The organism is Gemmiger formicilis, assembly GCF_024462815.1.
Lineage (GTDB): Bacteria > Bacillota > Clostridia > Oscillospirales > Ruminococcaceae > Gemmiger.
In genome coordinates this window covers 24,686-36,303 of record NZ_JANGCG010000023.1, presented here as the reverse complement: position 1 = coordinate 36,303, position 11,618 = coordinate 24,686, and the positions used below count along the sequence as shown (strand labels likewise).

Below are 11,618 nucleotides of genomic sequence, written 5' to 3'. Positions count from 1 at the left end.
CACTGGAGAATAAAACTTACTACACACAAAACGACGATAGTATGAGATAATAGATGTATACCAAACAAGAAAGGATGATGCAAATGACTTTTACAAAACTTCCGAAAGCAATCTCCGCAGAGGAACTCCTCTCCACGCCGCTGCCACCCGTAAAGTGGATTATTCCTGGCCTGCTCCCAGCCGGATTGGCGCTGTTTGCCGGTCCCAGCAAGGCAGGCAAAAGCTGGCTGACCTTGTGGCTGTGTTTGCAGATCGCGCAGGGTAATCCTGTCTGGAATCGAGAAATAGAGCCACGCACCGTGATTTATTTCTCGTTGGAAGATACATTTAACCGTCTGCAAAACCGAATCTTCCAGCTTATCGACGGCAGGGATGCTCCGGAGAGGCTGATTCTCCAAACGGAATGTCCGAGTATTGGGCAGGGCTTAGAGGAACAGGTAGAATCTTTGATTCATACATACTGCGATGTTGGCTTGATTGTCATCGATACACTTCAAAAAGTGCGTGTGAGCGATGGAAACGGCGGGATGTATGCAAACGACTATAAAGAAGCGGGGGCATTGAAAAAGATTGCCGACAAGTATGGCATCTGCATATTGCTGATTCACCACTTGCGCAAGCAAACTGCATCCGACCCATTTGACCAGATTTCAGGCTCCACAGGTCTTATGGGTGTGGCAGATACCAGCTGGGTTATGCAGCGCAAGCGAATGAGCCAAACTGCTGACATTTTGCTTACCGGACGCGATATGGACGATAGAACGCTGCATTTGCGGGAAGAAAATTGCATCTGGACTTTGGAAGATGAAGAAACCGCAGAGGAACGAGAGATCAAGGCTGTGCCGGACTACTTGTGGAAAGCGGCGAAGTACATCGAAAGTGTCGGAAACTGGCAGGGAACAGCCTCCGAGTTGCTTGCAGCGGCAGGTATTGAAAATGCCAAGCCGAACCAGTTCACCTACAATATGGCCAAGTATTTTGATAAAGTATTTGAACCGAAAAACATCCGATATAAAACCCATCGAAAAAACAAGGTTCGCCTTTTGAACTTCTATGGTGACGATGGTGACGGTGGTGACGATGATATTGACATAACTCAATTATCGGGGTGGGGTATCCCAGAAAGACCGTCACCATCGTCACCATCGTCACTCGGAGCGCTTGAGGGAAGCAAGCATGGGCGAAGTGTTGCCACAGGGCAACCCGCCGAAAAGCCTACGGGGACAGCCCCGAACCCCTGTGAGGCTGCAAGCGCATGAGGAACAGAACGGTTGGAATCAATGTCCGGGTCACCGTCACCGAAAAGAAAAAGGTGACGATGTTGGCTAAAAAGTGTGGCTTGTCACTCTCGGAATACTTGCGCCAGCGGGCGCTGGGATATAAACCGGGTGGACACCCGCCCAAGGAGGTATTTAATGTATTGGACAAACTGGATGAAATTGCAGAAAGCTGTTCTGTTCAAGATGGTACAGCCATCAACGCCCAGACCGACCGCTTGAGGGACCTGCTCATTGGCGGTAACTAAGATTTGGACCATCAAGGACAGCTTACAGCGCGTCCTTGATTACGCGGCCAACCCGGACAAAACCGAATACGATGCTCTTGCCCAGACACTGCACTACGCAGAGAACGATGCCAAGACCAAGCTGAATGAGAGCGCCCAGCTTGTCACCGGCATCCATTGCAGGGCAAATCATGCGTGGGAAGATATGCGGGCTGTACAGGAACGCTTTGGTAAAACAGACGGCGTGGTGGCGCTCCACGCCTACCAAAGCTTCCGCGAAGGAGAGGTTACTCCGGAGCAGTGCCACGAAATTGGCGTGGCACTGGCCCGCAAGGTATGGGGCAAGCGGTTCCAAGTGCTGGTCGCTACCCATATGAATACGGATAACTTACATAATCATTTTGTGATAAATTCCGTGTCCTATGTGGACGGCAAAAAATATGAGCAGCGCCGCAGCCAGTATGCCGAGTTCCGGGCAGCATCCGACAAGCTGTGCCGGGAGTACGGCTTGTCGGTAGTGGAGCAGCCCAAGACCAAGGAACCGGCGCGGTACGCCCGAATGCGGGCGGCCATTGACCAAGCCTGTGAGGATGCCAGTACCGCCGAGGACTTCCACAGGGCGCTGTATCGGCAAGGGTATATTTTCGGCAGTGACCCACACCGAAAATATGCGACCATCCGGGCGCGGGATGGTGGTCGAGCCGTGCGGCTTTATAGGCTGGGAGAAGAATACGATTTACCTGCCATAGATGACCGACTGCGCGGAAATTACCTGTTGTATGGGGCAGGGGTGTATGAACGGAAACACCCGCCCCGGCAGTATACGCCGAAACGATATCGCCCCAAGGATACCTATGCAGGAAAAGGCATCCTCCAAATTTTCTTCGAGGTATTCTTCGGGGAATCCCAGATGCACCGCTTATATCTGTACTACTGTTACCAACTGGGTATCTTACCCAAGAAGCAGCAGCCACGCATCAACCGCCCGGAACTGGAGCGCATCTGGAAAGATACCGAGAAAATTCTTGCAGAACACGCTTTTGTTCACGAACACCAGTTCCCGTCTTTGCAGACAATCGTGGACTACCGCAAAGACCTGTCCCGACAGATAGAAACCCTTGCCGCACAGCGGGCTGAAATCGTTAAGCAGATGCGCAGAAAAGATGCTCCTCCGAAACTGGCTGACCGCCGTGCAATGCTTACCTGTAAGATTGCCGAACTTCGTAAAGAGGATAAAATTGCGGAGGGAGCAATCAAACGCATTCAACGAACAAGGGATTCCAACCGTATTGAACAAGAAAACCGAAGTCAACATACAAACAATAGAAATCGCTGCCGAGACCGTTCTCGGCAGCGCTGACGAGGAGGTACAATGGCTTACATCAAGAAAAAGTCCGAACGAAAATTCAAAATCACTGTCTGCAACGGCTACAAGGTCAACGGGCAGAAACGCATGAAGGCGCAGACCATCACTGTGCCATCATCCGTGCCAAAGCGCGGCATTCAGCAGTATGTCATGGCTGAAGCGGAACGCATCGAGAAAAAGTTCAAGTATGGTGTAGAAGAAAGTGACCAGACCCACTTTGATCAGTACGCCGAAAATTGGCTCAAGCGGCAGGAACCGTTCTTTAAGGCTACGACATACGCCGGGTACAAACGAAATCTGGGTATTGTTTACCCGCTGATTGGCGGTATTCCGCTTGCAAAGCTGCTTCCCATGACCCTAGAGGAAATGTGTGAGGAACTTCGCAAGCGCCCCGGACGGGGCGGGAAATGCATCAAGGAAACAACGGTGCAGAAGTACCTTGAGACGGTTTCCTCGGTACTGGAGGATGCCAAGAAAAATGACATTATTCAGTTTAATCCGGCGCACCGCGTTCGGAAAAAGCATTTTGAAAAGGAGGTGCAGCATATTCCGCAGAAGTATGAAATGAGTAAACTAATGCGGGCGATTCAGAACGAACCGATTCTGTATCGCGCCTATTATACCTTGGCAATTACGACCGGATTGCGGCGTGGGGAACTGTGCGCCCTGCAATGGCGGGACATAACCGGTGCTTGTGAACTGACCGTCCGCCGTTCCCGCAGCTGCGCATCCGGGCAGATTGTTGAGAGCGACACCAAGAGCCATCGGGAACGGATCGTAACGATTCCCATGGGGATATGGGAGCTTCTGATGGCGCTGCGACAGCAACAGGTGCTGCATAGCGGTGTTCCGGATAGAGAGCAGCCGATTTTTACTGACCCCGACGGTCATGTGCCGCACCCGGATACTTTTACACGGCATCTGCGCAAGCTGTATAAAAAGTGCGGGTTATCGGAAGATTACCACCTGCACACCCTGCGGCATTTCTACGCAACGTATCTGCTGCAGGAAGGCACCAGCAAACAGGTGGCGGCATCGTTGCTCGGTCATGCAGATACGGCGTTCTTGGAGCGGACTTACTGCCACCCACAGGACGTGGCGAAACAGCAGGCCGCAAACCTGATGCAAGATCTGCTGAACAACCAAAATCCGTGCTATGTTGCATTTATGAAAAATAAGAATAGAAAAGCCAAGAAGGCAGGTTAAATAAGCAGCGGCATCGTCAGAAATGGCGGTGCCGTTTTTGTCAGTAATAGGTAGATTTTAGGGCGAAAGATTGTTGGGTATGGTGATAGCTTTCTGTCGCAGTTGTCGATATGCTTTGTAGTACCGCAGGTCAATAAAATAACACTAAGGAGCGTGCAAAATATGGCATCTATCAGAAAACGCGGCAGCAACAGTTACTTGATTGTAGTCTCTCGTGGGTATGATTATGAGGGCAACCGACTGAAATCTGTACAGAAAACGGTCAAGCCACCCAAAGAGTATACTCCGAAACAAGCCGAGAAATGGGTAAAGGAACAGGCAATCCTATTTGAACGCGAGGTTCAACATACGCCTGAACCCATCAACCGCAGCATTACACTGGCAAAGTACATTGAGCATTGGGCGGCTGATATAGGACCGAAGAAACTGGCGGACTCTACATACCAACGAGATTTGCAGGATATCCGCAGAATCTTGCCAGCACTGGGCAACTACAAGTTGACCGATTTGCGTAAAGAGGTTATCCGTGATTTTTACGAAGAAATGCGGTACAGCCCGCGTTTGGACGGCAGAGGGAATCTATCCGAGAAGTCAGTCGAAGGCTTACACAACACGCTGTGCGGCATCCTGTCGGCGGCTGTGGACGAGGGTTATTTGACCCACAATCCCGCATGGAGATGTTACAAACCGAAAGGACAAAAGAAAGAGCGCCCGGTGGCTGACGAGGAAACCGTAAAGAAACTGATTACAGCGTTTGAAGGTCAGAGTATGAAGTACGAAACCTATTTCAAGCTGGTACTGGCAACCGGGCTGCGGCGTGGGGAAGCCTGTGGGCTGAGGTGGAGCGATATCAACTGGCGAAAGCGTACCATTCATGTACAGCGGGGTGTGGTCAAACTTAGTCACCAAGAATCAATCACTAAGGACCCTAAGACCAGCAGCGGTGATCGTATGGTCTACTTGAGCAAAGAAATGTGCCAGCTACTCAAGGCGTGGCAGAAAGAATGTGAGTGGGATAGGCAGCAGACGGCGAACGAAACCGTATCTGAGGATGACTACTTATTCCGCCAGCCGAACGGAAAGCCTATGTGCCCTAGCACATTCACATACAGATTCAAGCTGATTTTGAAGGCTAACAACCTGCCGCTGGATTTGAATGTGCATAGCTTGCGCCACACCAATGCCAGCCTGCTGATTGCACAGGGAGTGGACGTGCGCACGGTTGCCAGTTTGTTAGGACACGCACAAGCAAGTACAACGCTGGACATTTATGCCCACGCCTTTGACAAGAATAAGCGCAAGGCGCAGGAAAAGTTGGGAAAGGCGATTGGACTATGATGAAGAAAATCAAATTAACCAGAGCAAACAAAAGTATTACGCTGAAAGCTCTCGCCCCGTATTACTACCAAGAAAAAGCACTTGGTTATAACACGGAGAAATCGGGACGATTGATACTGAAAATTGATTCTCTCCCAGCCGATAAAAAAGCCACTTTTTCCACAGAAGAAATTTTCCTTATGCGAAAAACTATAAACAGACTGAGAAATGAACGATTGGCAAAAGGTCAGTACACGGACGCGGCAGATGATATGCTACTAAAATTATTCTAAACCTAAATAACATTAAAACAAAAAGAGCAGCACCCCATAAGGTGCTGCTCTTGGTGCAGTAAAGCAATCCAAATCCGAACCATTTCCCTTTGATATACCATATTTTACAACGGTTTGCAATGGGAAAATCAGCGAACAGCATTTAATTCTTTTCGTAAATCAGATACCCACCGACCTATGGTTTTCGCCATAAGCTGGTGGGCATCTGTTGTTCTGGCTTATAATTCACTGATGGTTGCAGTAATGGGTTGCATGAGGATTCGCCTGACCGGGTTATATACTGCCAGCACCACCGCCGCCAGCACGACTACGACAATCACGGCAAGACAGCCCCACGGCACCTGCCACGCTGCACCGAAATAATGGGTGATGATCAGGATATACAGCTTCCGATTCAGCACAAGACCCAGCGCAATGCCCACCAAAAGACCGGACACCGCATAGGTGCCAGCTTCGGCAGAGATCATGCGTTTCAGCTGTGCATCATCCATCCCGATGGCACGCAGGATGCCATACTGCTTCATTCGTGCCGACACGCTCATGGAAATGCTGTTGATGATGTTCAGAATGGTGATTCCTGCAATCACGATGAGAAACGCATAAACCACCAGATGGAACGCCCAGTAGGTGCTTTGTATCATCCGATTTCCTTCGATTCGGTTGGAAAAAACAACCTGCTTGTTTAACGTGTCGCTCAGCAGGGTGTGTATTTGTGCAATGGCTGCGTCTGCTGAGGTATCTTTTAGTTGAATATCGATCACCGCATAGCGGTTTTGCCCGGTCAGCTGATGGAAGGTTTCTTCGGTGCAGATAACAATCGGGGAATCGGTACTACTGAACGGGCTGTCGTTCAATACACCCACGACTGTGAGCTTTGCATCCTCCAGCTGGATGGTATCACCCACGGTCAGGGAGTTGCTTTTGTCGAATACCGTCAGCACAGGGTATGTGCCATCCTCCGGCTCCTGCGGAAGGGTTCCGCCAATCAGGTCTTTTTTCGCCCAGCCAAACTGTATACTATCGTATGAAATCAGGTCGATGGACCCCTGTTTTCCCTGATATTCCGCCGGGAGCGGGCAATACATCCGCCCGAATGCGTGTTTGACTTCCGGCAGAGCTTCCAGCTGCTCCACCAGCACCGGGTCAAGGACATTTTGCCCGGATGTTTCAGCCACCGATAAGTCCGGTGCGTAGGACTGCACCGGATTCAGCGCAAATCCAACCCAACGAAGCAAAACCGAAAAGCTCAAAAACAGGAGAATGCTTAACGCAAAGGAACCTGTCATCAGAAGCAAGTTCTTTTTGGACGAGGTTGCATGGCTCACGCCCAAAGAAAACTCTGCACGACTTCCAAACAACCGAGCATGACACGGAGAATCCGCTGCATTTCCCACCGCATTCCCAGTTGCTGCTGTGATCGGAGAAGCTTTTGCCGCCCGCCGTGCCGGAGAAGATGCCGCGAACCAAACCGTGATAAGTCCCAGCACGGAACCACAGATAATACCGACCGGGCTGATGCCAAACACTGGTAAAGAGCTGAACTCCTCGCCGATAAATCCACGCAGAAAGGAACACAATCCCCATGTGGAAACGATTCCCAGTACACATCCTGCTGGAACAGCAGTTTTACACCAGAAAAGAGCTTCCAGCCGGACAAGCATCCGAACCTGATTTTTTCCTGCCCCAAGACAACGCAGCATTCCATAATAGCTGGTACGTTGAGCTACATTGCTGTTGATGCTGCCTGTGATCATAAAAATTCCGGCAAGGACGACCATGCCAGCCAACACAGCCGCTACCGCATATAAGCCTACAATATAATCGTTGTTGCTGCTTGCGTTCAACGCCATCAGGTAAGTGTTTTCGGAGATTTTTTCTTCTGAAATTCCGTACTTGTTTTCGATGTTCACAATGGACTGTCGCAAATTGGTACGTGGCTTGAACTGGATGAAATACTGTGTTTCAAAGGATTCTTCTACCTGTGCGGCAATCTGAGAAAATGTATTGCGGTTCATCACCAGCACAACAGCATCATACTGGTTCGTATCGGAGGTATCCTCATTGAAACCTGCGACAGTAAGTGAAATGGTCTGTCCATCCGGGAGCGTCAGCGGAATCGCTGTACCGACCGTAACATCCAGCCAATCCCGGATGTTTGCTGTCACGAGCACTTCGCCATCCGCCGGGGCAGTGCTGCACTGCATTCCCGGAAAGATTTGAAGGATTGCATCATCTGCTCCTACCAGTGCGGCACGTTTATCTCCGGCAAAGTAGTTTTCCGTAAGGGAAGCGTTGATGTCGCTATACGCCGAAAATGCAGCAACATCCTCCTGTGCGGCAAGCTCTGCGGCTGTTTCAGGGGAAATGTCCTTTACCATGATATGCCAGTTTCCGTTTTTGTTCAGCTGGTTTGAGGTTTCCATCCGAATCGCCATATCTGCCATACTGAACACCGCTGTGACCAGAAACACCGCAAGGACGATGCACAAAATCGTCATGCGGTTCTGCCGTCTGCGTACCTTGGCGGAAATCGGGATCAGGCTCAGATAGCTTTTCATTTCTGTGCGGCTCATTCCCGGCACCTCCCAAAATCGGTCAGGCAGCCGTCCGATACCTGCAACACCCGGTCTGCCGTCTGCGCAATGCTGCGGTTGTGGGTGATCATCAGGATGGTCTGCTCGTATTTCCGGGATGTTTCTTTTAGCAGGGCAATGACCTCGCTGGTGTTCTGGGTGTCCAGATTGCCGGTCGGCTCATCCGCCAAAATCAGTGAAGGGCGGGTCATCAGGGCGCGGCCAATGGCTACCCGTTGCTGCTGCCCACCGGAAAGCTGGCTTGGCAGATGCTTCCGACGGTCTTTCAAATTCAACACGGTCAGCAGTTCTTCCAGATATGCCCTGTCCGGCTTTTGGTAGTCCAGCAGCACCGGGAACAGGATGTTCTGTTCTACGGTCAGTTCCGGGATGAGGTTGAATGCCTGAAAGATAAAACCGATATTGCGGCGGCGGAAGATTGTCAGCTCCCGGTCTTTCATGGCAAAAACATCCTTGCCATCAATCAGCACCTTGCCGGAAGTCGGCGTATCCAGTCCACCAATCAGGTTGAGCAGGGTGCTTTTGCCGGAGCCGGATTCGCCAACGACTGCCACATATTCGCCTTTCGGCACTGAAAAGCTAACATCTTTCAGCGCATGGACAGCGGTTTCTCCGCTGCCGTAGGTCTTGCAGAGATGGTTGACTTCTAATAGTTCCATAGTGTATCCCTCACTTTGCAGGTTCCTTCGATTCAGACGGATTATCTCTGTCTGTGCAGAAAAGGATAACACGTCAACATTACTGCAAGCCTACACTCAGCCTACAATTTTGTAGGAATCGGAAAATTCAGAGTAAAGGTCGTGCCCTTTCCCAGCTCGCTGTCTACTTCAATGGTGCCGTGATGGGCTTCCACAACGGCTTTTGCCAGCGGCAGACCCAGCCCGATGCCCTGTGTATCCTGTGAAAAGCGGCTGCGATAAAACCGTTTGAAGATATGGTACAAATCTTCCGGGTGGATGCCGCTGCCGTTGTCGCGCACTTTGATCTGAACCATGGACGGCAGTGCATTCCACTCTACCTGAATCGTATCTCCGCTCTTTGTGTGGTCAAGGGCATTCTTTACAAGATTGTCCACAGCTTCCTGCATCCAGTCACGGTCACACCAAAGTGTAACCGCCTCTGAGCCGGACAGAACAAGCTTTTTCTGTTCCTGTTCTGCACGATAGTTATACTGCCGCGCAATGTCCTGCACCATTTCAGCAACATTTTCGTTTTTCTTCTCCAAGACGACCGAACCAGCATCCAGCCGGGTGATTTTGAGCAGATTCTGCACCAGCGTTTCGATTCGGTCCAACTCCTGTTCGGACAGGTCTGCAAACTCTTTGACCTCCGACGGCGAAACAGCTTCGTCCTGAAGCAGACCGTTGTAGATATTCAACGCCGCCAGCGGTGTTTTGAGCTGGTGCGAAATATCTGCAATGGTATTTTTCAAAAAACGCTTCTCCCGCTGCTCGTTGTCTGCGTGTGCGCTCAGAACTGCCGTCAATGCATTAACGGAGTGAAACAGACGGTAAAGTTCTCCCTCCCGGTCGCAGTCCAGTCGTGCATCCGGGTTGCCATCCAGACAGCTTTGGATTTTCTGGACTGCCTGTTCCAGAAGCGCGCTCTGCCTTTGGAAATAGCGAAAAAGCACGCCCCAGAGACAGCCGCCCAGAAGCAGAAAAACCAACAGTAATGCGAAAGAGAATGCGTGCGTCGTATGCCATACGATACCCTGTGTGAGAGCCAATGCCACCGCCCAGACCGCCAGCACTGTTCGAAACAAAATCCGGATCTCCCGGTTTGCGAATACTTTCATACGGCACCTTTACCCATTCCATTTATAGCCCATGCCGCGGACGGTCAGCAGCATCTGCGGTTTGCCGGGGTCGTCCTCAATCTTCATCCGCAGCCGCCGGATGTACACCGTTAAGGCACTGCTGTCAATGTAATCCCCATCGCAGTCCCACAGTGCATCCAGAATTTGTTCCTTGGATAGCACGGCATTCGGATGCTGCATAAAGAAGCAGAGCAGCTTGTATTCTGCGCCGGTCAGTTCCAGCAAGATTCCGTTTTTGTATGCCTGCCCCTGCAACCGCCGGACGGTGATGCTGCCCGATTCCAGTACGGGTTCTTCTGCGCTGGACGCATTTGCACGGCGAAGCAGTGCATTGACCCGCGACAACAGGACACCCAGCTTGAACGGCTTGGTCAGGTAATCATCCCCGCCCATATCCAGTCCCATGATGATATTCATTTCCTCATCCGAAGCAGTCAGGAACAGAATCGGCACATTGGATGTGCGCCGCACCTTCTGGCAGAAATCGAAGCCAGAGCCATCCGGCAGGGAAACATCCAGCACCAGCAGGTCATATTTTCTGTCTGACCACAGCACCTCGGCTTCTGCCAGCGTCCGGGCTGTATCCAGTGCAAAGCCCTGTTTCTTGAATGCAAAGGTCAGCCCACTAATCAGGCTCAGATCATCTTCCAAAAGGAACAGTTTTCTCATGATTCCCTCTCTTTTCTGCATTTTGTGTGTCCTACAGGTTCAAAAGCATTATAAGTTTTTTCTGCGAACATTACAATGTGCGAAACGGAAATTGTTTCTTGCCGTGTGTTAAATATAAGTCCTACTATCACCGCTTTACTGCGTAAAGTACATTGCAATGCGCTTTTTGGTGCGCCCGAAGGGATTCGCCAAGCCGCGCCCTAGAAACGCCCCACCGGGGCGTTTCTGCCCCGCGGGACGCAAAGCGCGGGGCACGGGCTGCTCGAATCCCTTCTTTTACTGCCCCGTAAAATCTGCAAAAAACAAAAAGAGCAGCACCCCATAAGGTGCTGCTCTTGGTGCGACCGGGAGGATTCGAACCTCTGGCCTTCCGGGTCGGAGAACTACGACAGGACAGTGCAACCAGACGTAGGAACGTAAATTCTGTTGGTTTTGCACAGCGATTCCCAAAACAAGAAAAAGCCCGTTGTTGGTTGTCACAACAGGCTTTTTCGGCTTTTTGCGGTGCCGCTGCACAGTAGTGGTCAAATGGTGGTCAATCACAAACTAGCATGTAAAGAAATAATCGCGGACATATTTCTAATATAGTATAGTGTTGCATTCAAGACCAAGCTGAATACACATTTTGGATGCGTTATGGTTTTGATAAAAAATCAACAAAATCATCACTTTAAAAGATGACCATCAAAGAAAGAGGAAAAGCCAACTTACTATGAGAAAATTTTCTATGCAAAAACAGATAGTGTTAATTGCCATAGATACTACAATAAGCACGAGAACATTGTATTAAAATGACTGCTCTTACTCTTTGTATTGTTCGGAATAAAGTAAATACTTGTACTGTTTACAG

10 protein-coding genes are annotated in these 11,618 nt (G+C 50.4%); 6 read left to right on the top strand and 4 right to left on the bottom strand.

What is annotated here, in order from left to right:
- Positions 1-83 precede the first annotated feature (83 nt).
- From NE623_RS13395 to NE623_RS13370, 6 genes are all read left to right on the top strand, one after another.
- Positions 84-1,259: an AAA family ATPase gene (locus tag NE623_RS13395; protein ID WP_256273181.1), complete on the top strand. Its 1,176-nt coding sequence runs from the start codon at positions 84-86 to the stop codon at positions 1,257-1,259.
- Positions 1,256-1,525 (top strand): plasmid mobilization protein, encoded by a 270-nt coding sequence (locus tag NE623_RS13390; RefSeq protein ID WP_256273180.1) that lies wholly within the window; start codon positions 1,256-1,258, stop codon positions 1,523-1,525. Before NE623_RS13395 ends, NE623_RS13390 begins: the two co-directional genes overlap by 4 nt.
- Positions 1,512-2,864 (top strand): relaxase/mobilization nuclease domain-containing protein, encoded by a 1,353-nt coding sequence (locus NE623_RS13385; RefSeq protein WP_256273179.1) that lies wholly within the window; start codon positions 1,512-1,514, stop codon positions 2,862-2,864. The genes NE623_RS13390 and NE623_RS13385 overlap by 14 nt, the downstream gene beginning before the upstream one ends.
- Positions 2,865-2,876: 12 nt before the next feature.
- Positions 2,877-4,076 (top strand): site-specific integrase, encoded by a 1,200-nt coding sequence (locus tag NE623_RS13380; protein ID WP_256273178.1) that lies wholly within the window; start codon positions 2,877-2,879, stop codon positions 4,074-4,076.
- Positions 4,077-4,238: 162 nt separating this feature from the next.
- On the top strand, positions 4,239-5,414 hold the full coding sequence (locus tag NE623_RS13375) for a tyrosine-type recombinase/integrase (protein ID WP_256273177.1): 1,176 nt from the start codon (positions 4,239-4,241) through the stop codon (positions 5,412-5,414).
- Positions 5,411-5,686 (top strand): hypothetical protein, encoded by a 276-nt coding sequence (locus NE623_RS13370; RefSeq protein WP_256273176.1) that lies wholly within the window; start codon positions 5,411-5,413, stop codon positions 5,684-5,686. The genes NE623_RS13375 and NE623_RS13370 overlap by 4 nt, the downstream gene beginning before the upstream one ends.
- A 218-nt stretch (positions 5,687-5,904) precedes the next feature.
- On the opposite strand, the gene NE623_RS13365 is transcribed toward NE623_RS13370, so the two are convergent.
- From NE623_RS13365 to NE623_RS13350, 4 genes are all read right to left on the bottom strand, one after another.
- Positions 5,905-8,259: an ABC transporter permease gene (locus NE623_RS13365; protein WP_256273175.1), complete on the bottom strand. Its 2,355-nt coding sequence runs from the start codon at positions 8,257-8,259 to the stop codon at positions 5,905-5,907.
- Positions 8,256-8,939 carry an ABC transporter ATP-binding protein gene (locus tag NE623_RS13360; RefSeq protein ID WP_005942816.1) on the bottom strand — a complete coding sequence of 228 codons (684 nt, stop codon included), beginning with the start codon at positions 8,937-8,939 and terminating at the stop codon, positions 8,256-8,258. The genes NE623_RS13365 and NE623_RS13360 overlap by 4 nt, the downstream gene beginning before the upstream one ends.
- 101 nt (positions 8,940-9,040) lie before the next feature.
- The gene (locus NE623_RS13355) at positions 9,041-10,078 is read right to left on the bottom strand and encodes a sensor histidine kinase (RefSeq protein ID WP_256273174.1); all 1,038 of its coding nucleotides are present in this window, start codon (positions 10,076-10,078) and stop codon (positions 9,041-9,043) included.
- A gap of 9 nt (positions 10,079-10,087) precedes the next feature.
- On the bottom strand, positions 10,088-10,768 hold the full coding sequence (locus NE623_RS13350) for a response regulator transcription factor (RefSeq protein ID WP_256273173.1): 681 nt from the start codon (positions 10,766-10,768) through the stop codon (positions 10,088-10,090).
- Between the last annotated feature and the right edge of the window lie 850 nt (positions 10,769-11,618).